The sequence below is a fragment of the Ichthyenterobacterium magnum genome (genome assembly GCF_003610635.1).
GTDB classification, from domain to species: Bacteria; Bacteroidota; Bacteroidia; order Flavobacteriales; family Flavobacteriaceae; genus Ichthyenterobacterium; species Ichthyenterobacterium magnum.
The window spans coordinates 103,782-129,301 of record NZ_RAQJ01000001.1 but is presented as its reverse complement, the minus strand read 5'-3'; the positions used below and the strand labels follow the sequence as shown (position 1 = coordinate 129,301).

The window sequence follows — 25,520 nt, the reverse complement described above, 5'->3', positions numbered from 1 at the left end:
GAAAGTGTTTGTTTTAAGGATGCAAAATACCAAAATTAAAGCGCATAAAAAAAGCAACTTGCTTATGAGTCGCTTTTATCTGTCTTGTCTGGTTTAGGTTTTGGTTGCCTGTTATTTTCTTTAAGATATTGCATAAGCATCCACTCGATTTGCCCATTAGTACTTCTAAACTCATCAGAAGCCCATTTTTCAATAGCTTTGAGCATTTCTTCATTTATACGTAATGCAAAGGCTTTCTTTTTAGCCATAGTATTGTTTTATAAAAGCTTCAATAGTTTAATTAGTTTTATCTTTCTATTTATCTTTGCTGTGTTTAAAAATAATTAATGGATAAACTTCACTTAATATAATTTATTGTCCAACCTTTTCTTGTATAATTTTTCATAGTTTAATGACTTAACGTTCCTGTATTTAATACTGGAGAAGCATCTTTATCTCCGCATAAAATTACCATAAGGTTGCTAACCATAGCAGCTTTACGTTCTTCGTCTAAATCTACAATTTGTTTCCTTCCTAATTCTTCTAGAGCCATTTCAACCATGCTTACTGCACCTTCAACTATTTTATGTCTTGCTGCAACTATAGCAGTTGCTTGTTGACGTTTTAGCATTGCATTAGCAATTTCTTGAGCATAAGCAAGATAACCTATTCTTGCTTCTAACACTTCAATTCCAGCAATAGATAAACGTTCGTCAATCTCCTTTTCTAATGCGTTACTTACTTCATTAACACTAGAACGCAATGTTATATCTTCTACATGACCTTCATCTGCAAAGTTATCATAAGGATACATACTTGCTAATTTACGAACTGCTGCATCAGTTTGTACTCGCACAAAGTTTTCATAATTATCAACATCAAAAGCAGCTTTATATGTGTCTTGCACTCTCCAAACTAGTATAGTACTTATCATTACAGGATTACCAAGTTTATCATTTACTTTTAAGCGTTCACTATCAAAATTGCTAGCTCTTAAAGATATTTTCTTTTTAGTATAAAAGGGGTTTACCCAGTAAAAGCCATTTTTATTAACTGTTCCTACATATTTTCCAAATAATAGAAGTACTCGAGAATTATTTGGTTGCACCATTAAAAAACCAAATGCAGTTATTATACCCAAAAAAATTGTAAACCCAAACCATGGAATATGTGTTACAGAAATTGCAACTATACTACCAAAGAATAAAACAAGGAATACAATTAGCATAAGATAACCGTTTGCAGGAATAATAATTTTTTCTTCTTTCATAATTGTAAATATTTTGTGTAATTTAAAATGATATCATTTTGATATCATAAATGTAAAACAAAATTTTTATTCTACCAAATAAAGTTTGGCACGTCATTTGTTTAATACTAATTGTTAATGATTATGATGATTTTAAACGAGGAGTGATTACCTTAAATAAAGGAGTAACATTACATTTGGTTGGTTAGTTAGTAAAAAAGCATCTCAAATACGAGATGCTTTTTTAGTTTTTAAACAGCTGTTTACAAAAATTAATGCAATAACTTAAATGCATTTTATCGATTAAATGCAATATTTCATCTACAAATGTTAAAATTTAATGTATTTCATCGATTAATAGTGTATTTTAACTGATGCAATGAAATAAGATTATATATTTGAAGTGTACTAAAATTTAGTTTTTAGTTCAATGGATTAATTAATTAATATTTGCATATGTGCAGAATTAGAGACCCTAAATCTACCACATATATAAAACGCAAATTAGGAAAACCAAGGTTGAGGGACCTTGGTTTTTTGTTTTTATAAACTAACGATATATTTATGATGTTAATATGAAGTAGTTATTTTTATATAAATTAGCTAATACCATAATGAAAAAAGGACTAACAATACTTGTACTTATAACTATTACTTTTGCGTTTACAATGCAAGAAAAATCTAGCTTGCCTGATGGATTTGTATATGTAAAAGACATAATCCCTGATTTAGATGTTGAGCTGCGATATTTTACTACGCATAACTTTGTTGGTGATACTATAGATGGTTATAATGCTAATACTCTTATTTTAACTGAGCAATCTGCTCAAGCTCTAAAATTAGTTCAAGACGAATTACAACAACAAAATTTATGTTTAAGAGTTTATGATGGTTACAGACCACAGCGTGCTGTTAATCATTTTATGCATTGGGCTAGAGATTTAAATGACACTATAAATAAGCAAGAGTTTTATCCAGATGTTGAAAAACGTTTTTTGTTTAAAGAAGAATATATCGCTACGCGTTCTGGACATAGTAGAGGAAGCACCTTAGATTTAACCATTATTGATGGTAATACTAATATACCTTTAGATATGGGAAGTCCTTATGATTTTTTTGGTGTTGAATCTTGGGTGAATCACGATAACATTACGAAAACACAAAAAACAAATCGGCAATTATTGCAAACTGTAATGCTAAAGCATAATTTTAGAAACTACCCAAAAGAATGGTGGCATTTTACACTGCGTTGGGAACCATTTCCTGAAACCTATTTTGATTTTGAAGTAGAATAACTTATTCATCTTTATAAACATTATAACCTAAGCCAATACCATAATTATTAAGGTTAGATTTTAATAAACTAGACTCTATGCTATTTCCTTTTTTAAACTGAACCCAATTATTTCCACTTATAAAAACCCGCTTTATAAACGTATTGTATTGAGAGATTTCATCTGTGAAAGGTAAAAGAGGTCTAAAGTTAGTAGGGATTTTAACTGTTTTATTTCTGGTTTTAATTTCTTTGTATTTTTTGTTAGGTAGAAGCTTTCCGTTTAGGTCTGTATAACCTAATACTTGTAATGAAACAAATATGCCAGATTTAGGAATAAATATATCATATTTAGATACATCGAGTTCAAACTTATCGCCATGTTGTTCTGTAGCTCTAAATACTATAGTTGATGTATTTATTGGTTTTCCTGGAGTACCATTTATGTTTGTGTAAAACTTTACTTTAAATAGCGTTGAGAATTTACGTTTGTCTGTATTAGTGCGTTTACGTTTTTTCCAATTTCTAGATTCTAAAGCAAATGGAAAATAGACAGTTGTTATTTTTTTTAACTTTTGGTCTTCATTCTTAAAATAAACAGCTATTTCACTTTCTATTGTTGGTAACCAACACTTATAATAATCATCGTCTAAATAGGGTTTTAAGGTTTCCTTTTTAAATTTTCTATTAATCTTTTTTGTGATTACAACTTCATCTAAAGCATTAACCTGTGTTTCTAAAGCAATTGTTTTGGGTAAATTAATAGTAGAAATTGCTAACTCTTTAAAACCTAATGCAGATATATATAGTGAGTCTATATCTGGATATAATTTTTTAGTAAAAACAAATACACCTTCATCATCTGCAAATATACCTTGACCATTACCAAAAGAAATTGTGGCGTATGATACAGGATATTTAGTTTCTGCATCAATAATATTGGTTTGAGTAAAACCAAAACTACTAATACATATACAAATAATAAAGATGTATGTTTTAAAAGACATTAATTTACTTTAAAGAAGCAATCCAGTTGTCAATCTTATTTTCTAATAAGGCTAAAGGAATACACCCTGTTTCTAATACTTGATTATGAAATTGAGCAATGTCAAATTTATCACCAAGTTCTTTTTCAGCTTTAGCTCGTAATTTTCTAATTTTTAGTTGCCCTATTTTATATGATAATGCTTGTCCAGGGTTTGCCATATAACGTTCTATTTCAGAAATAATACTAGCTTCGCTTTCAGCTTCATTTTTTAATGAATACTCAATAGCTTGCTCGCGTGTCCAACCTTTTGCATGCAATCCTGTATCTACAACTAAGCGAATAGCACGATGCATTTCCATGCCTAGCATACCAAAATATTGATAAGGATCTGTATATAAACCTAATTCTTTTCCTAAAGATTCTGTGTATAAAGCCCAACCTTCACCATAAGCACTATACCATAATGTTTTTCTGAATTTTGGTAAGTCTTTATTTTCTTGTTGTAATGAAATTTGAAAATGATGACCAGGAATTGCTTCATGTAAAAATAAGGCCTCATCAGAAAAGGTGTTGTATTTTGTAGCATCAGGTACAGGTGTATAAAAGATGCCAGGTCGTGTACCATCAATAGATCCAGGATTGTATTCGGCACTTGCAGATGCTTCTCTAAAAGCTTCGGTACGTCTTACTTCAAATGGCGTTTTTGGTTTTAAATCAAATAGTTTTTCTACTTGAGGCATCATTTTGCTATGAATGTTTTTAAAATTAGCAATTACTGCTTCAGGCGTTTTAAAAGGCATTAACTCTTTATTGTTTCTTACATAATCAAAGAAAGAGATAAGGTCTCCTTTATAACCTACTTGAGTTTTTACTTTCTCCATTTCAGATAAAATACGAGCTACTTCTTTGAGTCCAATTTCATGAACCTCGTCTGCAGTCATATCTGTAGTTGTATATGTTTTTATTTGATGCTTATAATAGTCTTTTCCATTTGGAGTGTCAGAAATACCACTACTTTCTCTTCCTGAAGTTAAATAAGTTGTGCTCATAAAATCATGTAGCTTTTTGTAAGCAGGTACAATTTTGTTTAAAACCATATTCTTGTATTTGTCAGTAAGCCTAGTTTTGTCTTCTTCAGAAAAACTGTCAGGAAAATTTTTAATAGGATTATAAAATAAGTGTTCGTCTAAATTAGTAGTTGTTAAAGTTTCTAACTGTGGAAGCACTTTTTTAATGATTGATTTTGGTAACACATGACCAATTAAAATACCTTCTTTCATTTTTTCCTCGGCAGAGTTCATCCATAATAAGTAGCCATCTAAACGTTTTAGCCAATTATTATAGTCTTCAACAGTTTTAAAAGGTTGCGAGCTTGCTCCACTTGCTAATTGACCAATGGTGAGTTGTTGTGTCCACATTTGATTTATTGGCGTCAAGTCTTCTCTAAATGCTAATCGTTCTAAATTGATATTACAATCCCAATTTAAAACAGCTTTGCTCATTTGTTGACTTTCTGATAGATTTGCATCATCAAATTGATTGATTTTGTTTTTAAAATCTGTGTAATACGCTTTAATTTTTGCTGTATACTCATCAGACAAAACATCTGGAAGCTTGTCATTATATCTGTTGTCACCAGCCGAAGTTGCATTTAAAGGGTTAAGCTTTAAGCCTTCTTCATAATATGAGTTAAGTATGTCATTAAAGTTAGAGGCAATTTCTGCATTGGTTGTTTCGTCACTACTTGTTTTAGTGTCATTTTTACAAGCATTGAAGCCTAAAGCAATACATGCTATTATTACAATCTTTTTCATTAGTGTTTTTATTGTTTTATTTAAGGTGATAAGTATACAGTATTAAAACAAAAAAAACTGCTAAGAAAATGTTAGCAGTTTTAATGATTAAGTAGTTATGTGTATTATTCTTTGTCTAAATTTTTAGTCATATTAAAACCAATAAATAATCCAACGCCTGCCATTGTAAATATCGTTGCAGGATAAATTGAATCGGTATCTAATGATGAATAATGGTCTATCATAGTAGCTATAAATGTACCAACGCCAATACCCATTAGTAATAAGGCAAGGTTTAATATGAGTACTTTCCAAATTGGAGCTGTATGGCCTTTACCTTTCATAAAGATGCTTGCATCTGCACCTTTTTCTATAAGAGCTAATCGCTCTTTATTTCGTGTAGAAAAATATAAGTAAAATACGCCAAAAATTGAGCCTATTATTATTGGCATGATAATTAATTCTGATCCCATAATTGTTTGCTTTTAATTGATTAAATTTAATATGTTCATAGCTTATGACGACATGTTTATGAATTAGGTTACAATTTTTGTAAAAAAATAATTTTTAAATTCTTGTAACCTTGTATTAATAGTTGTCGTCTTACCGTTAAATGGCAACTAACAACGATCAACATTATATCAATTTAATTATTGATGGCAACACAAATGCATTTTCTGTATTAGTTGACCGTTATAAGGATTTGGTATTTACATTGGCTTTGCGAATGCTTAAAAATAGGGAAGAAGCAGAAGAAGTATCTCAAGATACATTTATAAAAGCGTACAAATCGTTAAGCAAATTTAAAGGTGATTCTAAATTTTCAACATGGATTTATAAAGTAGCGTATAATACATGTTTGGATAGGATTAAAAAGAATAAAAAAAAATACAATGAGGTTACTATAGATGAATTTACAGAACATCAAGTAAAAATAATAGATAATGCATTAGATAACATAGTAGAAAATGAACGCAAACAAGCCATACAAGATTGTTTATATTTGTTACCTAGTGAAGATAGTTTTTTGTTAACCTTATTTTATTTTGAAGAGCAATCTTTAGAAGAAATTTCAAAAGTTGTAGGCTTAACAGCTAATAACGTAAAAGTGAAAATTTTTAGAGGCAGAAAAAAGTTAGCGTCTATTTTAAGACAACGATTAGAACCAGAAATAATTAACAGTTATGAAAGCGAACGAAGATAAAAACTTAGATCTATTTACTAAAAAAATTATGAAGCAGGCTTCAATAGAAAGTCCTTCTTTTGATTTTACAGATGTTGTTATGTCTCAAGTTAATGCTTTAAAAGAAAGCAAGGCTATAGTTTACAAGCCACTGATATCTAAAACATCTTGGTTATTTATTCTTATAGCTGTTGTAACTTTAACCACTTATTTAGTTTTTGGTATCGAATCTAAAACTCCAGAATGGCTTAGTACATTAGATTTTAGTATTATATCAAACAACAAAATGGTAGATGCATTTTCTGGACTATCTTTTTCAAATACACTTGTCTATGCTGTTGCATTTTTTGGACTTATGTTTTTTGTGCAAATCACATTTTTAAAACAAAACTTTGATAAGCATTTTGAAGTGTAATACATTTTGCTAACAGCTAACAGCTAACAGCTAACAGCTAACAGCTAACAACTAACAACTAATTAATACCAACGTTTCTTTTTCTTTTTTGAAGCCTCGCTTTTACGACCCTTTTTGTGTTTGCTACCTTTCTTTTTATGAACAATAGGTTTAGCTTTTGGATCTAAAGGATAGGGATGATTTTCTTCAATAAGTATTTGCACATTAATTAACTGCTGAATTGTTTTTATATAAGATTTTTCATCAGCAGAACAAAACGAATACGATGTACCCACATTACCTGCACGTCCCGTTCTACCTATTCTATGTACATAAGTTTCTGGCACATTAGGTAAATCAAAATTTATAACAGCATCAAGTTCATTTATATCAATACCACGAGCAGCTACATCTGTTGCAATTAAAATATTAACATATCCATTTTTAAATTTATTGAGAGCAGATTGTCTATCACTTTGCGTTTTGTCACCATGAATACTATCTACCTTATAACCATTTTTTATTAAGGTTTGTTCTAGCTTATCAACACCAAACTTTGTGCGTCTAAAAATTAAAATACTTCCTTTTATTGTGTTTCGTAATACGTGTAAACACAATTCTATTTTATTGCGTTTAGGTACATAATATAGAACCTGACTCACATTTTTAGCTGCAGACGATGTTGGTGTAACTTCAATACGTTTAGGTGCTTTTAAAATAGTGTTCGCTAATTGTTCAACCTTAAAAGGCATAGTTGCCGAAAATAGTAGTATTTGTTTACTTTCAGGACAAAGACGCTCAACCTTTTTAACGTCATCAATAAATCCCATGTCAAGCATTAAATCTGCTTCATCAAGAACTAAAGTTTCAATATAATCTAGGTTTACATAGTCTTGTTTATGTAGATCGAGTAAACGACCTGGAGTTGCAACTAAAATATCGATGCCTTTTTTTAATACATCAATTTGAGGTTCAATTGATGCACCACCAAAAATAACTGTAGACCTTAAATTGGTATACTTGCTATAGGTTTTAAAGTTTTCTCCAATTTGAACAGCTAGTTCCCGAGTTGGACTTACAATTAAGGCTCTTATTTTTTTTCCTTTTTTTGGAGCATCTTGCTTATCAAATAATAATTGTAAAATTGGTAATGCAAAAGCAGCGGTTTTTCCTGTACCGGTTTGAGCAGAAGTAATAACATCCTTTTTGTCTAATACTAAAGGTATGGTTTGCTCTTGTACTAAAGTGGGCTCGTTATAGCCAGCTTCTGCAATAGCTCTTAAAATGGGTTTGTTAAGTTGTAAGTCTTTAAACGACATAATTGTTTTTATAAACTAGAAGTATTTAAAAAGTAAAGATATTATAAAGCAATAACTAATTAACTAAAATTTAGTAGTTAAAAAAGTTTAGAGCAGTATCTTTACATCAGAATTGAATCGTAATTATGCCAACAGACTGTATTCCGTATAGAGATACTCAATATTTTTCGTCATTAATTTGTGATTATTTAGATGAAAAAAATAATTTAAAACCATTTTATAATAGGTTTCCTAAGCTTGAAAATTTTAAAGCTCAAATAGAAGATAAACAAACGTCTTTTTCAAAAGAGACTAGAACAATTTTAACTAAAGCTTTAAAAAACCAATATAAAGATGTCGACATTTCTTCAGAAACACTTCAAAATATTGAAGCTATAAATTCTGAAAACACATTCACAATTACAACTGGACACCAGCTTAATTTATTTACTGGGCCATTATATTTTTTCTACAAAATTGTATCTACAATTAATTTATGTAAACAACTTAAAGAAGAATTTCCTAATCAAAATTTCGTGCCAGTTTATTGGATGGCAACAGAGGATCACGATTTTGAAGAGATTAATTACTTCAATTTTAAAGGCAAAAAAGTACAATGGAATAGACATGCTTCTGGAGCAGTTGGAGAGCTGAATTTAGATGGTCTTGAAGCAGTTTTTGAAGCTTATAAGAGTCAATTAAATTCTGCAGCTAATGCAGAAGAGTTAAAGCAGCTTTTTAAAGCAGCATATCTTAAGCATGACAATTTAACTGATGCTATGCAATATTTAGTTAATAAATTGTTTAAAGCATATGGTTTGGTAATTGTTGATGGAAATGATTCAAGTCTAAAACGTTTGTTTATTCCGCACATTAAAGATGAATTACTTAATCACACATCTTATACTAAAGTATCTCAAGCTAACAATGCGTTAAGTAATCTAAATGATAATTATAAAATTCAGGTAAATCCAAGAAAAATTAATTTATTCTATATAGCTGAAGGTTTACGGGAACGTATTATTAAAATAGATGAAGTTTTTAAAGTTAATAATACAGATATAGGGTGGAGCAAGAGTGAACTCCTTAAACATCTCGATAAGGTGCCCGAGCGATTTTCACCAAATGTTATTATGCGACCTTTGTATCAAGAGGTTATTTTGCCTAACCTCTGTTATATTGGCGGCGGCGGCGAATTGGCTTATTGGTTACAATTAAGGTCTAATTTTGAAGCTCAAAACGTGGTTTTTCCTATGTTACTGCTTCGTAATTCAGTAGTGTTAATTACAGGTAAGCAAAAAGAGAAGTTGCAAAAACTTAATGTATCAATAGAAGATTTGTTTTTAAAACAATTTGACCTTGGAACAAAAATCACTACTACTATTTCTGAAATCGATTTAGATTTTTCACCACAAAAAGAGCACTTAAAGAGTCAATTTAAAACATTGTATAAGCTTGCAGAGCAAACTGATAAATCGTTTTTAGGAGCCGTTAGAGCTCAAGAAAAAAAACAAATTAAGGGATTAGAAAATCTTGAAAAGCGATTGTTGAAAGCGCAAAAAAGAAAGATAAATAATCATTTGTCTCGTGTTAATGAAATTCAAAACGAGTTATTTCCTGGTCAAAGCCTACAAGAACGAAATACTAATTTTTCGGAATTTTATTTAGATCATGGAAAAGAATTAATTCCTAAATTAATTCAGAACCTTGAACCTTTAAATGCTGAGTTTCTAGTTTTAGAAATTTAGTATTCAGTATTCAGTATTCAGTATTCAGTATTCAGTATTCAGTATTCAGTATTCAGTGTTCAGTCTTTAGCTGCAGTTTTCTTGGATTAGCTTTTAAAATTTTGCAATCAACAATCCTTCATTTTTTAATGTTAAAAAAGCATTTAGTTTTTTGTGGCAAAAAATCGTAATTCGTAAATCATAATTCAAAAATCAATTCTTACTTTTGCACATGCAACACAACAAAGTCCTTATTTTAGATTTCGGATCGCAATATACTCAGCTTATTGCGAGACGCGTTAGAGAACTCAACATATATTGTGAGATTCATCCCTATAACAAAATTCCTAGTGATACAGACAGTTTTAAGGCTGTAGTTTTATCAGGTAGTCCAAACTCTGTAAGAGGAGAAGATGTTTTACATCCAGATTTATCAAAAATTAGAGGTAAAAAACCACTATTAGCGGTTTGTTATGGTGCTCAGTATCTTGCCCATTTTTCTGGCGGTCAAGTAGCACCTTCTAATACACGAGAATATGGTCGTGCAAATTTATCTTTTGTTAAAGACAGTGAAGATTTCTTTTCTGGCATTTCTAAAGGAAGTCAAGTTTGGATGAGCCATAGTGATACTATTAAAGAACTTCCCACAAATGGTACGCTATTGGCAAGTACACATGATGTAGAAAATGCTGCTTTTAAGATAGAAGGAGAAACGACATATGCAATTCAGTTTCACCCAGAAGTATATCATTCCACAGATGGAAAGCAATTGCTTAAAAATTTTCTGGTACATATTGCTAATGTCGAACAAGATTGGACGCCAGATTCTTTTGTTGAAGAAACAGTAACTAATCTAAAAAATCAACTTGGTAACGATAAGGTTGTTTTAGGTCTGTCTGGAGGTGTAGATTCGTCAGTAGCAGCAATACTTTTGCATAAAGCCATTGGTGAAAATTTATACTGCATTTTTGTAAACAATGGTTTACTTCGTAAAAATGAATTTGAAAGTGTTCTAGAACAATATGAAGGCATGGGACTTAATGTTAAAGGTGTTGATGTTTCGGCACGCTTTTTGGATGCCTTAGAAAACGTAAGCGACCCAGAACTTAAACGTAAAGCAATTGGTCGTGTGTTTATTGAGGTTTTTGATGATGAAGCACATCTTATTAAAGATGTAAAATGGTTGGCACAAGGTACAATTTACCCAGATGTTATAGAAAGTGTTTCTGCAACTGGAGGACCAAGTGCAACAATTAAAAGTCATCATAATGTTGGAGGATTACCAGATTTTATGAAGCTAAAAGTTGTTGAGCCACTTAAGGCTTTGTTTAAAGACGAAGTTCGTAGAGTAGGTGCTTCAATGGGAATGGATAAAGCACTTTTAGGGCGTCATCCTTTTCCCGGTCCAGGATTAGCAATTCGTATTTTGGGAAGTCTAACAAGAGAAAATGTTCGTATATTACAAGAGGTCGATGCTGTTTTTATAGATAATTTAAAAGCTTGGAATTTGTATGATAAAGTATGGCAAGCTGGAGCAATTTTATTACCTGTTAATAGTGTTGGTGTCATGGGAGATGAAAGAACATACGAAAAATGTGTAGCACTTAGAGCCGTAGAAAGTACAGATGGTATGACTGCAGATTGGGTGAATTTACCATATGAGTTTTTGCAAAAAACCTCAAACGAAATAATAAACAAAGTTAAAGGCGTTAATAGAGTAGTATATGATATTAGCTCAAAACCACCTGCAACTATAGAATGGGAATAATTTAATTATATGAAACGAGCATGTTAAAAACCTTAATTCTAAACAGAATGATTAACAGCAAACTGCATGTGACCATTGAAAAGAAATAAATATAACACATGAAAAAACTAATTTTAATCTTCATCTTACTATTAAGTTTTTGCGCTAATGCTCAAAACTTTAAAACGCATAAAGTAAAAAAAGGAGAAACCATTGAGCAAATTGCTAAAAAATATTTAGTTACCCCTTTTGATATTTATGCTTTAAATCCTGATGCTAAAAGCGAATTAAAATTAAATACAGTTTTAATTATACCAAGCTCTAGAGTTAAAAATGAAGCCATACAAACTAAAAATAAAGAAGTTATTGGTTTTAAAACGCATAAAGTTAGACGTAAAGAAACTCTATTTAGTTTATCTCAAAAATACAATATAGATATTGAGCAAATTAAAAAGCACAATTCTAGATTATATGCTGAAAACCTTAGAAAAGGAGATAGAATTAAAATACCACGTTACAAGACAATTATTAACAATGTAAGCTATAATAATACGCTTAAAAAATATAAAGTATTACCAAAAGAAGGTAAATGGCGTGTAGCTTATAAATTTGGAATTACTGTTCCTGAGTTAGAAGCCTTAAACCCAAAAATGAATACTGTTTTACAGCCAGGTGATGAAGTTAATGTACCAAATATAAGTAACAACGAAGAAAAGACTGTCGAAGATAACTTTAACTATTACACAGTTTTAAAGAGCGAAGGTTATATGGCACTTAATAGAAAATTAGGTGTTACAAAAGAGCAATTAGAAGCATTAAACCCAGAATTAAAAGAAGGCGGATTAAAATTAGGAATGGTTTTAAAAGTGCCTTATGATGTAGAAACAAGTCTTACTCAAGAAGAATCTGTTAGTACTAACCTTGCAAATAATTTAAGCAATTTAAATGCAAAACAAATTGCTTTAATGTTACCTTATCGCTTAAATAGAATAGATGTAGATTCTGTAAGAGAAGCAAAAAAAGCAATTAGAACTAACGGATTGTTATCTGTATCGTTAGACTTTCATTCTGGTGTTTTATTAGCATTAGATTCTGCTAAACGTTTAGGAATATCAACAAACCTAAAAGTTTTTGATACTAGAAATAATGCATCAGAAGTTTCAAAGATTTTAAACTCAAATAATTTTTCAAGCTATGATGCTATTGTTGGGCCTTTAATGCCAGAGCATTTAGATCGTGTAGCTTCAGATTTGAAGCACGAAAATATTCCTGTGCTTTCTCCATTAACAATGCCAAAAAAATTATATGATAATGTGTTTCAAACAATTCCTTCAGATAAATTATTAAAAAATGCTATTATCAATTTGGTTAAAGCAGATACGTTAAAAACACAAGTTGTTATTATTTCAGATTCTAAACACAAAGCAATAGCAAATGAGTTAAAGTCTAATTTTTCAACAGCAAAACAATTGTATTCAAGAAAAAATAAGGATGGTAAAGAGGCTTATTTTATATATCAAACAGATCTTGAAACTATTTTTAAACCTGGAAAAAACATAGTGTTTTTAGAAACAGAAAATGAAGGTTTTGCATCAAATGTTATTAGTATGTTAAATGGTCTTAATATTGAAGATCAAGAAATTATTTTAATGACAACAGGCATAAACAAGGCTTTTGAAGGTAAGAATATTTCTAACTACCACTTGTCTAACCTTAAGTTTCATTATCCTTCTGTAAATAAAACAATATCTGGAAATTCTAAAAACGGGTTTGTAAAGGCTTATAAAAGAATTTATGGCGTAACTCCTAACAAATATGCGGTTAGAGGTTTTGATTTAACCTTAGATTTGTTATTAAGACTGGCATCAGAAGATAATCTTTTTGAAGCCTCGTCTAGTACGATAGAAACAGAATATGTCGAAAATAAATTTAGATACTCAAAAAAAGTATTTGGAGGTTTTTTTAATGAAGCTGTTTACGTTGTAAAATTTGATAACCTTACCATAACCGAAGTAAAACAATGACCTCAAAAGTAGTTTATTTAGGAGATTTAAGAACAGAAAGCACGCATCTTAAATCTAGCAATTCTTTTTTTACAGACGCTCCAACAGACAATAATGGTAAAGGAGAAGCGTTTTCACCTACAGATACTATTGCTACAGGTTTAGCAAGTTGTATGATAACTGTTATGGGCATTAAAGCTAGAGATTTAGGTGTTGATATGAAAGGAACATCTGCCAAGGTAACAAAGTTTATGGCTAGTGAACCAAGACGAATTTCTAAAATTAAAGTAGTCTTAGATTTTCCGTTTGAAGCAGATGCTAAAACTCGAAAAATTTTACAACGCACAGCAAACACATGTCCAGTACACTATAGCTTACATCCAGATATCGAAAAGGATATTACATTTAATTGGAAATAAATGATATATAAAGCATTATTATTTTGTTTACTCTTTTTTAATGGAGCCTCTAATGATGAGGTTACAATATCTTGGACTGATGATTATAAATTAACTTGGGACGATTTTAAAGGACCAATTAAACCAAATACAGCAGCTGCTGCTATCACTGCCTCTGGTATTACATTTGGATATTCTGTTAAAACATCTAATGGTAAAATTGTAAGTTTTAATCCCAGTGTAGAAGCTCATTTTTATCCAGAGAAATCATGGTACATTAAGGAAAAAGGGAATGCACGTCTTTTGGCACATGAACAATTACATTTTGATATTACAGAACTGCATGTGCGTAAGTTTAGAGCCGAAATTTCTAAATTGAGTATAACACAAAATCTTAGAAACGAGTTGAGTAGATTACATCAACGTATTAATGATGAGTTGGCAATAATGCAATCTCAATACGATAGTCAGACAGACAATTCAATTAATGTTAAAGTTCAAGAACAATGGGAATACCTTGTTGCTAAAGCACTTAAAGAGTTTGAGGCATATAAATCTGAATAGTTTATAATGTTACAGCCTAATAAAGATTTCCTAATAAAATTAGCACATACCAAAATGCCTTACGGTAAATATAAGGGTAAGTATCTTATTGATTTACCTGAATACTATGTGGTTTGGTATCACAACAAAGGTTTTCCAAAAGGAAAATTAGGCGATATGCTTAAACAAGTATATGAGCTTAAATTAAATGGTTTGGAGGATTTGATTAGAAATATACAGAAGCAATATTCTAAATAAAATATTCAAGCTACTACAAGTTTTTCTGAAAAGCTGTTTTCTTTTTTAGTAGGTATTCTTTTTCTAGTGAATTGTTTACTGTTTCTAAGGCTAAGTCTATATTAAATAGGGCGTTTTTTTTGTTGTCTATTGCGTTGTAATAGTCTGCTTTTGTACCATAATAAAGATAAATACGTTGTTCAAAATCTTGAGGATTGAGTTTGTCAAGATAATTTTTGGCACTAGAGAGATCTTCTTTTTGTAAACAAACAACAGCCATATTTAAGAGGTGAATAGACATAGGTTGTAGTTTGTACAGGCATTGATACCAATAGAGTATTTTTTCCCAGTTTGTGTCTTCAAAACTAGCCGCACGAAGATGTTCTGCAGCGATAGCTGCTTCATAATGATAACAAGAAAAAGAAGTAACATTAACTGCTTTATGCATTATAGTATTACCTAACACTATTAATGGTTTATACCACTGACTTCTATCTTGATTTTTTAAATCTAAAATTTCATTTTCTGCGTTGGTTTTTGTTTCTAGCCGAGCAGAATGAAAACACATTAAGGCAAATAAAGCATAACTTTCTGAAGTTTGTGTGCGTTCATTTTTTAATAATAGTTTGCATAGCCGCATGGCTTCACCACATAAATCTTTTCGAATTAATTTTTCTTTTTTATTAGAATGAAAACCCTCATTAAAAATAAGATATAGGACTTCCATAACACGATTTAGTCTTATTGGAAGTTCATTACCTTGCGGGATTTGAAACTGTAAATGAGATTTACTTATAGTTTTTCGAGCACGACTAAGGCGCTTTTTTATAGTATATTCTTTTGTTAATAGAGCTGAAGCAATTTCTTTAATACTAAATCCAGAAACCGTTTTTAAAGCGAAAGAGATTTGGTCTCTAGAGTCTAAACTTGGGTGACAAGCTGTAAAAATCATCCGCAGTTGAGCGTCTTCAATTTCTGTATCAAGAAAAAAATCATCAATTGCTAATGTGTTTTTTTCTAGATTAAAATTTGGGAGATGTCTTTTTTCGGTTTTAAGCTTTCTGAAAATATCGAGAACCCTATTTTTTGCAGCTTGAGTTAACCAAGCCTTAGGGTTGTCTGGTATTTGATTTCTCCAAGTAATACTTGCTTTTATAAATGTATCTTGAATGGCATCTTCAATAATTTCAAGATGTGATAATCCAAAAATACGAGTAAGCACAGAGACCATCTTTCCACTGTGATGGCGAAAAAGATGGTCTATTAGTTTAGATTCCATTAGCTATCAAAAACCATTATTTCTCTAATTTCTACAGTACCGCCTAAATCATAATCTGGAAAATCTTGAGCTATTTCTTGAACAGCGTCAAAATCTTTTGCTTCAACCAGGTAGTAACCACCAACAATTTCTTTTACCTCGGCAGAAGTAATATCAGTAACAGTTCTATTTTCTCCAACAACACGGCGTATTTGAGGTGTTAGTGCGTTTCCTCCGCGAAGTATGCCAGCTTGTTCCATTTTATTTCCCCAGGCAAACCATTTTCCCATGCGGTTTTGAAGTTCTTCAGGAGAAAGCCCTAAATCTGCATAATCTGCTCCGATAAAAATCATCATAAATTCTTTCATAATTTTAAGTTTAATTTGTTTATATCATTAAGACGTTTGTTAAATAGTAAAGAGGGACATTTATGAAACTTTTTTTAATAAAAACGAAATAAACGAAGTTCGACTTTTTTTTATAAAAAGTCAAGCAGATTAAGGCTAGTAAGCGATTCATACATTTCTTAATTAATAACAATAGTAATTCGTAAATAACTATTTAAATTTTGTAAATTTGCCTGCGTTTAACAGCGCAACATGACAACTACTAAATATATATTTGTAACTGGAGGTGTAACGTCCTCACTAGGTAAAGGAATTATTGCAGCGTCTTTAGCAAAATTGCTTCAAGCACAAGGTTACAGAACTACTATTCAAAAATTAGACCCTTACATTAATGTAGATCCAGGTACATTAAATCCTTACGAGCATGGCGAATGTTATGTTACTGATGATGGTGCAGAAACAGATTTAGACCTTGGTCATTATGAGCGTTTTTTAAATGTACCTACTAGCCAATCTAATAATGTCACAACTGGACGTATTTATCAAAGCGTTATTGAAAAAGAACGTCGCGGAGAGTTTTTAGGTAAAACGGTACAGGTTATTCCTCATATCACAGATGAAATTAAACATCGTATTCAGATTTTAGGAAAATCTGGAGATTATGATATTGTAATTACAGAAATTGGAGGTACTGTTGGAGATATTGAGTCTTTGCCATATGTAGAAGCTGTACGTCAACTTAAATGGGAATTAGGAGACAATAATGCCATTGTAATTCACTTAACTTTAGTTCCATTTTTATCTGCTGCTGGCGAATTGAAAACAAAACCAACACAACATAGTGTTAAAACGCTTATGGAAAGTGGCGTAATGGCAGATGTTTTGGTTTGTAGAACAGAACATGAATTGCCTGAAGATTTAAGACAAAAATTAGCACGTTTTTGTAATGTTACCCAAGATTCTGTAATACAATCTATTGATGCATCAACAATTTATGATGTGCCAAATTTAATGTTAGATGAAGGTTTAGATACGGTAGTATTAAAAAAACTTGCGCTTAAAAGCAAAGCTCCAGATTTAACACAATGGAATCAGTTTTTAAGCAAACATAAAAATCCTAAAGGCGAAGTTACAATAGGTTTAATTGGTAAATATGTAGAATTACAAGATTCGTATAAATCTATTCTTGAAGCCTTCATTCATGCAGGAGCAGAGAATGAAGTAAAAGTAAAGGTAGAGTCAATACATTCTGAACATTTAACGATTAAAAATTCAGCTAAAAAATTAGGACACTTAGATGCCGTTTTAGTAGCGCCAGGATTTGGAGAAAGAGGTGTTGAAGGAAAGATTGAAGCTATTAAATATGTGCGTGAACAAAATATTCCATTTCTTGGAATTTGTTTAGGCATGCAAATGGCAGTTATAGAGTTTTCTCGAAATGTTTTGGGATTAAAGAATGCCAACTCAACTGAGATGAATGAAACTACTGAGTATCCAGTTATTAGTTTAATGGAATCTCAAAAAGCCGTAACAGATAAAGGAGGCACAATGCGTCTTGGAGCTTGGGATTGTAATATTTTAGATAATAGTATTGCAAAAAATGTTTATAAAACCAATGCAATAAAAGAACGACATAGACACCGTTATGAATTTAATAACGATTATAAGTCTCAAATAGAAAAAGCAGGAATGAAAGCTACAGGGCTAAACCCAGAAACTGGCTTGGTAGAGATAGTTGAGATTCCAACTAATAACTGGTTTGTTGGCGTGCAGTATCACCCAGAATATAAAAGCACAGTTGCAAACCCACATCCTTTGTTTGTTGCATTTGTAAATGCAGCCTTAAATTATAAAGAAAATAGAAAAGGTGTCAGTATGGCACAAAATTAAGTATTGGATAGTTTTTTGCGTTAGAAAATTTCGTGTTAAACTACAACCTTATTATATCAATTGATAAAAGAATAAATGGAAGAAAAAAAATTTGACCTTAACTCCATAATAGGCTTCGTGCTTATTTTTGGGATATTATTATACATGCTATGGCAAAATCAGCCAACGCCTGAAGAGCTTGCAGAACAGGAAAAAGCAAAACAAGAACAGATTGATGCAGAGAAAAAAGAAGAAGCAGTTAAAAAAACTGAAGATACATTTGTAACTTCAAGTGAAAACTTCTCTAATACTTCTGCAGCAGATTCAGTTCAACTTGAAAGTTTAAAAAATAAGTTAGGCGCTTTTGCTTATGCATCAACATTGTCTTCTGCAACAGATAAAACTACAGAGGTTAAAACAGATGTGCTAGATTTAAAGTTTAGCAATAAAGGTGGTTATATTTCTGAAGTTAAACTAAAGAAGTTTGTAGACTACGATTCGTTGCCAATTTACATTATTAAAGATGGTAATGCAGCGTTTAATATTAACTTTCCTACTACAGATAATAGAATTTTAAATACTCAAGATTTATATTTTCAACCATCAGTCACTAAAAATGGTGAAAACACAGTGGTTTCTATGAAACTTAAAGTGTCTGAGACTAAGTTTTTAGAATACCGTTACGAGTTGAAGCCTGATGATTATATGATTGGTTTTTCTATTCAATCAAAAGGTTTAGCAAACGTGATTAATAGCTCTAATGAAATTAATTTAGATTGGAAACTTAACACTTATCGTCATGATCAAAGTATAACTTATGAGAATCGATATACACGTTTAACATACCAATATGAAGAGGATAAAATTGATAAGTTAGCACAAGCTGGAGAAGATGAAGAAACTGAAAAAGACGTTAAGTGGATATCTTATAGACAACACTTTTTTAGTTCAATTTTAGTTGCAGACAAACCTTTTAAAACTGTAAAACTAACATCTAAAGATTTGGTTGAAGACGAAGAAATAGACACGGTTTTTACAAAACAATTCACATCTAAAATACCTTTAAGCTTTGCTTCTGGCGAATTAAACGAACCTTTAAGATTGTATTTTGGACCAACAGATAGTAAGACATTAAAGCAATATGGGGACAATTTAGAAGAAAGCATACCATTTGGTTGGGGCATCTTTGGTTGGATTAATAAAGCATTATTTATTCCTTTATTTAGCTTTTTAAGTTCTTTCTTGCCTTATGGAATTGCCATTATTGTAATGACAGTTTTAATTAAACTTTTAATGTCTTTTGTACAATACAAGCAATTTTTGTCTCAAGCAAAAATGAAAATTTTAAAGCCAGAATTAGAAGCTATAAAAGAAAAGTATAAAGACAATAAAATGAAAGCGCAGCAAGAAACTATGGCGCTTCAAAATAAAGCTGGAGCTAGCCCTTTAAGTGGTTGTTTACCAGCATTAATACAGTTGCCAGTATTTTATGCGCTATTTATGTTCTTCCCAACTGCTTTTGCTTTAAGACAAAAAAGTTTCCTTTGGGCGGATGATTTATCATCTTATGATGTAATAGCAGAATTACCTTTTAATATCCCATTATATGGAAGTCATGTGAGTTTATTTCCAATATTAGCAGCAATAGCCATTTTCTTTTATATGAAAATGACAACAGGACAACAAGCTATGGCGCAACCAACGCAAGAAGGTATGCCTGATATGGCAAAAATGATGAAGTATATGATTTACTTCTCACCATTATTAATGCTATTTTTCTTTAATCAATATGCATCGGGATTGAGTTTATATTACTTCATCTCTAACTTAATTAGTATAGGTATTATGTTAGTTATTAAAAACTACATCATTGATGAAGATAAAGTACTTGCCAAAATAGAAGTCAATAAGGCTAAGCCTAAAAAACAGAACAAGTTTCAGAAAAGAATGGCAGATATGATGGAACAAGCTGAACAACAAAAGAAAGCTCAGCAACGTAAAAAGTAGAAAAACCATGAAAAATAATGTAGTTTACCTCATTTTATCTTTAATTATTTTATCATCAACTTTATCCTGTAATAACGATGACGATTCTGAAAGCATACATGAATTAGTAGGAACTTGGCAACGCGTAGAATTTAGTGACACTTTTGAAGAGAAATTCACATTCAATTCAGATAATACAGGGATTCATTTTTTTCATGATGGATCTTTTACAAATACGCAAACTATTAACTGGAGCACTCAAGAAAATGAGCTTTATACTACAGGTGAGAATAATATTCAAATTAATTTCACTTACATTATAAACTCAGAAGGACAACTTGTTTTAGATTCTGATAGTGAATTGACATACAATAGAATTTAATATTAATTCTAAAACGGAGTTAATCTCTTAAATAGGAGCAACAATTGAATAAATAATGGTTTCAGTTTTGAGTCATTTCTGCATATGTTTTATGAAAACTTGTTGGACACTTTTCAGACAGATTCTTTTTATTGATACAATTTCAAAATGATTTTGGCGTTATTGTCATTCCTGTACAAGTATGAATCCATTTTTTAATGTATAAAAATGAACAAAGTATATATTATAATTTTAACTCTTGTTTCAATTTTTAGTTTTGGACAAGAGATTAACCAATTTGATGCAGATGGAAAACGTCATGGTAATTGGAGAAAAAACTTTGATAAAACAAAGCAGATTCGTTATGAAGGACAGTTTAATCATGGTAAAGAAGTAGGCACGTTTAAGTTTTATACATTAAAAAACAAAAAAAGTGTATTAAGTGCTAAAAAAGTGTTTAACGACTCTAATAATATAGCATCAGTTCAATTTTTATCGTCATCAGGAAAGCTGATTAGTGAAGGTCAGATGAATGGTAAATTATATATTGGATCATGGACTTTTTATCATAATAAAACTAAAGCCATCATGTCTACAGAGCAATATAATGATAAAGGAGAATTAGATGGCAAACGGATTGTATATTATAAAGATGGAAGAGTAGCAGAAAAAGCTAACTATATCAATGGAAAGCAAGAAGGCTTATCTATTTGGTATTCAGATAAAGGCCTAGTTTTAAAAGAATTTACTTATAAAAATGATGAGCTTCACGGTTTGTCAAAATATTATAATGTAAATGGAACGATTGAAGCTGAAGGCAACTATCAAAAAGGAAGAAAACACGGTATTTGGAAATATTATAAAAATGGTAAACTCTATGAGGAGAAGGACCATACAAGGCGAAGCAAAAATCCTAAAAAACAATAGATAATACTTATCTTAAGCATAGTAATTTATAATAGCAACTTTTTATAGTTGCTATTTTTATTTCTTAATTTTGCAGTGTGAAATGAGCGTGTAAGAAGTATCGTTGTTTATAAAAATTATGAATAGCGAATCACATGTGATTTTAAAAAAAAGAAGATTATTGATCTCATGAATAAAAGGGTAATTGTTGGGCTTTCTGGAGGAGTTGATTCAAGTGTTGCTGCTTATTTATTAAAAGAGCAAGGCTATGAAGTGATTGGCTTATTTATGAAAAATTGGCACGATGATTCTGTAACAATTTCAGATGAATGTCCTTGGTTAGATGATAGTAATGATGCAATGCTTGTTGCAGATAAACTTGGTATTCCTTTTCAAACGGTAGATTTAAGTGAGCAATATAAAGAACGTATTGTTGACTATATGTTTGATGAATATCAAAAGGGAAGAACACCAAATCCTGATGTACTTTGTAATAGAGAGATTAAGTTTGATGTCTTTATGAAGATCGCTTTAGACTTAGGTGCAGACTATGTGGCGACAGGACATTATTGTAGAAAAGGTACTTCGACTAAGCTCAGCAACCAAACAGGAAAAGAAAAAGAGGTTTTTCATTTGTTAGCTGGTGTCGATAATAATAAAGATCAGTCTTATTTTTTATGTCAGTTATCTCAAGAGCAATTATCAAAGGCTTTATTTCCAATTGGTGAACTTACAAAACCTGAGGTTCGTGAAATTGCTTCAAAATTAGATTTAGTTACAGCAGATAAAAAAGATTCACAAGGACTTTGTTTTATTGGTAAAGTTAGATTGCCAGAATTTTTGCAACAAAAATTAAAACCAAAAGAAGGTGTTATTGTTGAGATTTCTAAAGAGAAAGCACTTTATAATAACGAAGTGCCGGCATTCGATTCAAAGAAAGAGGAGTTAGCCTATTTTACTAAAAAAATTGAATACGCTATTACAGACGGAGAAGTTGTAGGTAAACATCAAGGTGCACATTATTTTACAAAAGGTCAAAGAAAAGGGCTTGCCGTAGGTGGAAAAGTAGAGCCTCTTTTTGTGATAGATACAAATGTAGACGATAATGTTATTTATACAGGACAAGGAAAAGAACATCCTGGATTATTTAAAAAAGCATTATTTGTGTCAAATGATGAATTACATTGGGTTCGTGAAGATTTAGCTTTAAAAGTTGATGAAACTATGGAGCTAGAAGCACGGATAAGGTATCGTCAGCCACTTCAAAAAGCTACATTATATAAAGTAGACTCAGGATTGTATGTAGAATTTAAAAATGCACAATCTGCAATTACAGAAGGTCAGTTTGTTGCTTGGTATATAAATGATGAATTAGTTGGTTCGGGAGTAATTTCTTAAATTGCATAAAAGAATTGCCCAAATTAATAGCTAATGATTAAGAAAATACTATTATTAAGTTTTGTGTTTTTTCAATACATTTCTTACGCGCAAACAGAACACGCATGGATTTATCTGGCAGATAAAGAAAATGTAGATGCATCTATACAAAATCCCATTACAATTCTTACACAAAAGGCAATTGACAGAAAAAGCACTCATAATGTTATCATTGATGAACGCGATGTTCCTGTTAATGAAAATTATATTTTACAATTAAAACAGCAAGTAGGTATTGAAGTGAAAGCTAAATCTAAGTGGTTTAACGCTGTACATGTTATAGGACTTGAAGATGATATCAATGCCTTGAGTAGTTTGAGTTTTGTTGATCATATTGATTTTGCCGATAAAAGCTTAAATTCTGAATCGAGAATGGCAGCTGCAAATAATAAATTTGAAGTAGAAGAAACACTTGTAGATTTTGTATATGGTGATACTCAAAATCAAGTAGAGATGATTAATGTTGATAAATTGCATCTTGATGATTTTACAGGCGAAGGCATTACAATAGCGGTTTTAGATGCAGGTTTTCCTAATGTAAATACAATGGGAGCTTTTCAAAGGTTAAGAGATAATGATGATCTTCTAGGTGGTTATGATTTTGTAGATAGAGTAGCAAATCCTTATGCTTTTACTGGTAATACGCATGGCACCAAAGTTTTGAGTGATATGGCTGGATTTATACAAGACATGTTTGTAGGTACAGCGCCAGATGCTTCTTATTATGTGTTTAGAACCGAAGATGCTGGAAGTGAAACGCCTGTAGAAGAAAGTTATTGGGTCGAAGCAGCCGAAAGAGCAGATAGCTTAGGTGTAGATATAATTAATTCCTCTTTAGGTTATAGAGTATATACAAATGGAAACTATACGCATTTGCCTGAAGATTTAGATGGCAATACAACTTTTATAACCAAAGGAGCAAATATTGCAAATGAAAAAGGGATTTTAGTAGTTACATCTGCTGGAAACTCAGGAATAAGTGGTGTTGGAGCACCAGCTGACGGAACTGGCGTTTTAAGTATTGGTGCTGTAGATTTTGAAGGTAATTATGCTTCTTTTAGTTCGCAAGGAAGTGTTTTTCAATCTACCCAAAAACCAGATGTTGCAGCTCGTGGCGCAAGCACTTTTGTTATAAATGAAAATAATGCGATTGTAAATAATAACGGAACTTCATTTAGCTCACCAATAATGGCTGGCGGAATAGCCTCATTGTGGCAAGCTTTACCAAATGCTACTAATGAAGAAATTAAGCAATATGTACGTATGTCTGCATCACAGTATCATACTCCCGATTTCTTTTTAGGTTTTGGTATTCCTAACTTAGAGTTAGCTTACAATATAGGTCTATCACTTCAAGAAGATGAATTTTTTGAGTTCAATATTTTTCCTAATCCAGTAAAAGATGTGTTAAACATTCAGATTCCATCAGCAAATGAAGTCACGTCATTACTCATTTATGATATTTTAGGAAAAGCAGTATTTCAAAAAATAATGACTACTCATAGTAGTACAATAGATACATCATCAATGTCTTCAGGTGTATATATTATGTCTTTAGAATCTGAAAAAGAATCAAAAACATTCAAATTTATAAAATCGTAAATGACAAATAAAATAACCAAACTGTTTGGTATTAAGTATCCTATTATTCAAGCTGGAATGATTTGGAATAGCGGATGGAAATTAGCTTCAGCAGCTAGTAATGCTGGTGCATTAGGATTAATAGGAGCTGGTTCTATGTATCCTGATGTATTGCGAGAACACATTCAAAAATGTAAACAAGCAACAGATAAACCTTTTGGTGTTAATGTACCAATGTTATATCCTAACATTGAGGAGATAATGAATATTATTGTTGACGAAGGTGTTAAAATAGTTTTTACGTCTGCTGGAAATCCTAAAACATGGACACCTTGGTTAAAAGAACGAGGAATTATTGTGGTTCATGTTGTGAGTAGTGTAAAGTTTGCATTAAAAGCTCAAGATGCAGGAGTTGATGCAGTTGTAGCCGAAGGTTTTGAAGCTGGCGGGCACAATGGAAGAGAAGAAACTACAACACTTACTTTAATTCCTATGGTTAAAGAGCAGTTAGAGATTCCGTTAATTGCTGCAGGAGGAATTGCAACAGGTCAAATTATGTTAGCTGTTATGATTTTGGGTGCAGATGCTGTACAGGTTGGTAGCCGGTTTGTTGCAAGTGAAGAGTCTTCTGCACATCAAGCATTTAAAAAAGTAGTTGTAGATGCTAAAGAAGGAGATACTCAGCTAACATTAAAAGAGTTGGCTCCTGTGAGACTTATAAAAAATAAGTTCTTTTTAGAGCTGCAAGAACTCTATAAAAAAAGCCCAACAGTTGATGATTTAAAATCATTGCTAGGTAGGGCAAGAGCAAAGCGAGGTATGTTTGAAGGTGATTTAGAAGATGGTGAATTAGAAATTGGTCAAATAGCAGGATTGATTCATGATATCAAACCAGCAGCTCAAATTGTTAAAGACATGATGCAAGAGTTTAAAACAGCAAAACAGAATGTATCTAGTTTGTAA

General features: G+C 31.2%; 24 protein-coding genes. 16 read left to right on the top strand and 8 right to left on the bottom strand.

Going from position 1 to position 25,520, the window contains the following annotated elements; translation table 11 throughout:
- Window positions 1–62 precede the first annotated feature (62 nt).
- Window positions 63–248, bottom strand: coding sequence for an Arc family DNA binding domain-containing protein (locus BXY80_RS00610; RefSeq protein WP_120199288.1), 186 nt, complete (start codon window positions 246–248; stop codon window positions 63–65).
- Between the two features lie 140 nt (window positions 249–388).
- Complete coding sequence (locus BXY80_RS00605) at window positions 389–1,249, bottom strand: SPFH domain-containing protein (protein WP_120199287.1); 861 nt, start codon at window positions 1,247–1,249, stop codon at window positions 389–391.
- 593 nt (window positions 1,250–1,842) lie between these two features.
- On the opposite strand from BXY80_RS00605, the gene BXY80_RS00600 reads away from it, so the two are divergent.
- The gene (locus BXY80_RS00600) at window positions 1,843–2,523 is read left to right on the top strand and encodes a M15 family metallopeptidase (RefSeq protein WP_120199286.1); all 681 of its coding nucleotides are present in this window, start codon (window positions 1,843–1,845) and stop codon (window positions 2,521–2,523) included.
- 1 nt (window position 2,524) lies between these two features.
- On the opposite strand, the gene BXY80_RS00595 is transcribed toward BXY80_RS00600, so the two are convergent.
- The 3 genes from BXY80_RS00595 to BXY80_RS00585 all read right to left on the bottom strand — a co-directional run bounded on the left by BXY80_RS00595 (window position 2,525) and on the right by BXY80_RS00585 (window position 5,755).
- Window positions 2,525–3,508: a peptidase associated/transthyretin-like domain-containing protein gene (locus BXY80_RS00595; RefSeq protein WP_120199285.1), complete on the bottom strand. Its 984-nt coding sequence runs from the start codon at window positions 3,506–3,508 to the stop codon at window positions 2,525–2,527.
- Between the two features lie 4 nt (window positions 3,509–3,512).
- Complete coding sequence (locus BXY80_RS00590) at window positions 3,513–5,303, bottom strand: DUF885 domain-containing protein (protein ID WP_120199284.1); 1,791 nt, start codon at window positions 5,301–5,303, stop codon at window positions 3,513–3,515.
- 104 nt (window positions 5,304–5,407) lie between these two features.
- Window positions 5,408–5,755, bottom strand: a complete 348-nt coding sequence (locus BXY80_RS00585) for a DUF6249 domain-containing protein (RefSeq protein ID WP_120199283.1) — start codon at window positions 5,753–5,755, stop codon at window positions 5,408–5,410.
- 140 nt (window positions 5,756–5,895) lie between these two features.
- Here BXY80_RS00585 and BXY80_RS00580 point away from each other — a divergent pair, with 140 nt between their 5' ends.
- Together BXY80_RS00580 and BXY80_RS00575 are read left to right on the top strand one after the other, a co-directional pair.
- On the top strand, window positions 5,896–6,486 hold the full coding sequence (locus tag BXY80_RS00580; RefSeq protein ID WP_120199282.1) for an RNA polymerase sigma factor: 591 nt from the start codon (window positions 5,896–5,898) through the stop codon (window positions 6,484–6,486).
- Window positions 6,467–6,880, top strand: coding sequence for a hypothetical protein (locus tag BXY80_RS00575; RefSeq protein WP_120199281.1), 414 nt, complete (start codon window positions 6,467–6,469; stop codon window positions 6,878–6,880). Before BXY80_RS00580 ends, BXY80_RS00575 begins: the two co-directional genes overlap by 20 nt.
- Before the next feature lie 62 nt (window positions 6,881–6,942).
- Here BXY80_RS00575 and BXY80_RS00570 read toward each other — a convergent pair whose 3' ends face one another.
- Window positions 6,943–8,178, bottom strand: a complete 1,236-nt coding sequence (locus BXY80_RS00570) for a DEAD/DEAH box helicase (RefSeq protein WP_120199280.1) — start codon at window positions 8,176–8,178, stop codon at window positions 6,943–6,945.
- A 125-nt stretch (window positions 8,179–8,303) separates the two neighbouring features.
- Between BXY80_RS00570 and bshC the strand changes: the two genes are divergently transcribed.
- From bshC to BXY80_RS00540, 6 genes are all read left to right on the top strand, one after another.
- On the top strand, window positions 8,304–9,905 hold the full coding sequence (gene bshC, locus BXY80_RS00565; RefSeq protein WP_120199279.1) for a bacillithiol biosynthesis cysteine-adding enzyme BshC: 1,602 nt from the start codon (window positions 8,304–8,306) through the stop codon (window positions 9,903–9,905).
- A 211-nt stretch (window positions 9,906–10,116) separates the two neighbouring features.
- The gene (guaA, locus tag BXY80_RS00560) at window positions 10,117–11,652 is read left to right on the top strand and encodes a glutamine-hydrolyzing GMP synthase (protein ID WP_120199278.1); all 1,536 of its coding nucleotides are present in this window, start codon (window positions 10,117–10,119) and stop codon (window positions 11,650–11,652) included.
- A 98-nt stretch (window positions 11,653–11,750) separates the two neighbouring features.
- Window positions 11,751–13,655: a PBP1 and LysM peptidoglycan-binding domain-containing protein gene (locus BXY80_RS00555; RefSeq protein WP_120199277.1), complete on the top strand. Its 1,905-nt coding sequence runs from the start codon at window positions 11,751–11,753 to the stop codon at window positions 13,653–13,655.
- A complete protein-coding gene (locus BXY80_RS00550; RefSeq protein ID WP_120199276.1) occupies window positions 13,652–14,053 on the top strand; it encodes an OsmC family protein in 402 nt (133 codons plus the stop codon). Before BXY80_RS00555 ends, BXY80_RS00550 begins: the two co-directional genes overlap by 4 nt.
- A complete protein-coding gene (locus BXY80_RS00545; protein WP_120199275.1) occupies window positions 14,054–14,596 on the top strand; it encodes a DUF922 domain-containing protein in 543 nt (180 codons plus the stop codon).
- 6 nt (window positions 14,597–14,602) lie between these two features.
- The gene (locus tag BXY80_RS00540) at window positions 14,603–14,833 is read left to right on the top strand and encodes a DUF3820 family protein (RefSeq protein WP_120199274.1); all 231 of its coding nucleotides are present in this window, start codon (window positions 14,603–14,605) and stop codon (window positions 14,831–14,833) included.
- A gap of 13 nt (window positions 14,834–14,846) precedes the next feature.
- On the opposite strand, the gene BXY80_RS00535 is transcribed toward BXY80_RS00540, so the two are convergent.
- Window positions 14,847–16,091: an RNA polymerase sigma factor gene (locus BXY80_RS00535; protein ID WP_120199273.1), complete on the bottom strand. Its 1,245-nt coding sequence runs from the start codon at window positions 16,089–16,091 to the stop codon at window positions 14,847–14,849.
- A complete protein-coding gene (locus BXY80_RS00530; protein ID WP_120199272.1) occupies window positions 16,091–16,438 on the bottom strand; it encodes a YciI family protein in 348 nt (115 codons plus the stop codon). The genes BXY80_RS00535 and BXY80_RS00530 overlap by 1 nt, the downstream gene beginning before the upstream one ends.
- Window positions 16,439–16,669: 231 nt before the next feature.
- On the opposite strand from BXY80_RS00530, the gene BXY80_RS00525 reads away from it, so the two are divergent.
- The 7 genes from BXY80_RS00525 to BXY80_RS00495 all read left to right on the top strand — a co-directional run bounded on the left by BXY80_RS00525 (window position 16,670) and on the right by BXY80_RS00495 (window position 25,520).
- Window positions 16,670–18,307: a CTP synthase gene (locus BXY80_RS00525; RefSeq protein WP_120199271.1), complete on the top strand. Its 1,638-nt coding sequence runs from the start codon at window positions 16,670–16,672 to the stop codon at window positions 18,305–18,307.
- 75 nt (window positions 18,308–18,382) lie between these two features.
- Window positions 18,383–20,293, top strand: coding sequence for a membrane protein insertase YidC (gene yidC, locus BXY80_RS00520; protein WP_120199270.1), 1,911 nt, complete (start codon window positions 18,383–18,385; stop codon window positions 20,291–20,293).
- Window positions 20,294–20,300: 7 nt separating this feature from the next.
- Window positions 20,301–20,654: a hypothetical protein gene (locus BXY80_RS00515; RefSeq protein ID WP_120199269.1), complete on the top strand. Its 354-nt coding sequence runs from the start codon at window positions 20,301–20,303 to the stop codon at window positions 20,652–20,654.
- A gap of 207 nt (window positions 20,655–20,861) precedes the next feature.
- Complete coding sequence (locus BXY80_RS00510; RefSeq protein ID WP_120199268.1) at window positions 20,862–21,560, top strand: toxin-antitoxin system YwqK family antitoxin; 699 nt, start codon at window positions 20,862–20,864, stop codon at window positions 21,558–21,560.
- A gap of 129 nt (window positions 21,561–21,689) precedes the next feature.
- Complete coding sequence (gene mnmA, locus BXY80_RS00505) at window positions 21,690–22,937, top strand: tRNA 2-thiouridine(34) synthase MnmA (protein WP_262603132.1); 1,248 nt, start codon at window positions 21,690–21,692, stop codon at window positions 22,935–22,937.
- A 33-nt stretch (window positions 22,938–22,970) separates the two neighbouring features.
- On the top strand, window positions 22,971–24,578 hold the full coding sequence (locus BXY80_RS00500) for a S8 family serine peptidase (RefSeq protein ID WP_120199266.1): 1,608 nt from the start codon (window positions 22,971–22,973) through the stop codon (window positions 24,576–24,578).
- Window positions 24,579–25,520, top strand: coding sequence for an NAD(P)H-dependent flavin oxidoreductase (locus BXY80_RS00495; protein ID WP_120199265.1), 942 nt, complete (start codon window positions 24,579–24,581; stop codon window positions 25,518–25,520).

Bases quoted from the DNA above. Each gene is read 5' to 3' on its own strand.
- BXY80_RS00610 (WP_120199288.1), bottom strand. From the start codon at position 248: ATGGCTAAAAAGAAAGCCTTTGCATTACGTATAAATGAAGAAATGCTC.
- BXY80_RS00605 (WP_120199287.1), bottom strand. From the start codon at position 1,249: ATGAAAGAAGAAAAAATTATTATTCCTGCAAACGGTTATCTTATGCTA.
- BXY80_RS00600 (WP_120199286.1), top strand. From the start codon at position 1,843: ATGAAAAAAGGACTAACAATACTTGTACTTATAACTATTACTTTTGCG.
- BXY80_RS00595 (WP_120199285.1), bottom strand. From the start codon at position 3,508: ATGTCTTTTAAAACATACATCTTTATTATTTGTATATGTATTAGTAGT.
- BXY80_RS00590 (WP_120199284.1), bottom strand. From the start codon at position 5,303: ATGAAAAAGATTGTAATAATAGCATGTATTGCTTTAGGCTTCAATGCT.
- BXY80_RS00585 (WP_120199283.1), bottom strand. From the start codon at position 5,755: ATGGGATCAGAATTAATTATCATGCCAATAATAATAGGCTCAATTTTT.
- BXY80_RS00580 (WP_120199282.1), top strand. From the start codon at position 5,896: ATGGCAACTAACAACGATCAACATTATATCAATTTAATTATTGATGGC.
- BXY80_RS00575 (WP_120199281.1), top strand. From the start codon at position 6,467: ATGAAAGCGAACGAAGATAAAAACTTAGATCTATTTACTAAAAAAATT.
- BXY80_RS00570 (WP_120199280.1), bottom strand. From the start codon at position 8,178: ATGTCGTTTAAAGACTTACAACTTAACAAACCCATTTTAAGAGCTATT.
- bshC (WP_120199279.1), top strand. From the start codon at position 8,304: ATGCCAACAGACTGTATTCCGTATAGAGATACTCAATATTTTTCGTCA.
- guaA (WP_120199278.1), top strand. From the start codon at position 10,117: ATGCAACACAACAAAGTCCTTATTTTAGATTTCGGATCGCAATATACT.
- BXY80_RS00555 (WP_120199277.1), top strand. From the start codon at position 11,751: ATGAAAAAACTAATTTTAATCTTCATCTTACTATTAAGTTTTTGCGCT.
- BXY80_RS00550 (WP_120199276.1), top strand. From the start codon at position 13,652: ATGACCTCAAAAGTAGTTTATTTAGGAGATTTAAGAACAGAAAGCACG.
- BXY80_RS00545 (WP_120199275.1), top strand. From the start codon at position 14,054: ATGATATATAAAGCATTATTATTTTGTTTACTCTTTTTTAATGGAGCC.
- BXY80_RS00540 (WP_120199274.1), top strand. From the start codon at position 14,603: ATGTTACAGCCTAATAAAGATTTCCTAATAAAATTAGCACATACCAAA.
- BXY80_RS00535 (WP_120199273.1), bottom strand. From the start codon at position 16,091: ATGGAATCTAAACTAATAGACCATCTTTTTCGCCATCACAGTGGAAAG.
- BXY80_RS00530 (WP_120199272.1), bottom strand. From the start codon at position 16,438: ATGAAAGAATTTATGATGATTTTTATCGGAGCAGATTATGCAGATTTA.
- BXY80_RS00525 (WP_120199271.1), top strand. From the start codon at position 16,670: ATGACAACTACTAAATATATATTTGTAACTGGAGGTGTAACGTCCTCA.
- yidC (WP_120199270.1), top strand. From the start codon at position 18,383: ATGGAAGAAAAAAAATTTGACCTTAACTCCATAATAGGCTTCGTGCTT.
- BXY80_RS00515 (WP_120199269.1), top strand. From the start codon at position 20,301: ATGAAAAATAATGTAGTTTACCTCATTTTATCTTTAATTATTTTATCA.
- BXY80_RS00510 (WP_120199268.1), top strand. From the start codon at position 20,862: ATGAACAAAGTATATATTATAATTTTAACTCTTGTTTCAATTTTTAGT.
- BXY80_RS00500 (WP_120199266.1), top strand. From the start codon at position 22,971: ATGATTAAGAAAATACTATTATTAAGTTTTGTGTTTTTTCAATACATT.
- BXY80_RS00495 (WP_120199265.1), top strand. From the start codon at position 24,579: ATGACAAATAAAATAACCAAACTGTTTGGTATTAAGTATCCTATTATT.